General features: G+C 46.2%; 1 protein-coding gene. It reads left to right on the top strand.

What is annotated here, in order from left to right; translation table 11 throughout:
- Nucleotides 1-429, top strand: a 429-nt coding sequence (locus OQX63_RS23305; protein ID WP_265853178.1) for an MBG domain-containing protein, incomplete at both ends; no start/stop codon positions are given.

Here is a 429-nt window from a genome sequence, read left to right as displayed (position 1 = left end):
AATCAATCAGGGTACATTAGCTTTGAACAGCAATTACACTTTAACTTATGTTGGTGCTGATTTAACGATCGGTGCAAAAACGGTTATGGTAACTGCAGCAGCGAAAAGCAAAACCTATGGTGATGCTGATCCGGCATTGACCTATACCTTTGCTCCGGTATTGGTGGGTACAGATACTTTCACGGGAAGCCTGACCAGAACACTTGGCGAAAACGTGGGTACTTATGCCATCAACCAGGGTACATTGGCCTTGAACAGCAACTATACCTTGACTTATGTTGGTGCTGATTTAACGATCGGTGCAAAAACGGTTACGGTAACGGCAGCAGCGAAAAGCAAAACCTACGGTGATGCTGATCCGGCATTGACCTATACCTTTGCTCCGGCATTGGTGGGTACAGATACTTTCACGGGAAGTTTAACCAGGGC

The organism is Pedobacter sp. PF22-3, from assembly GCF_026239555.1.
Taxonomy (GTDB): Bacteria; Bacteroidota; Bacteroidia; order Sphingobacteriales; family Sphingobacteriaceae; genus Pedobacter.
The sequence above is the reverse complement of the archived record's forward strand: the minus strand, read 5'-3'. Positions and strand labels throughout refer to the sequence as shown.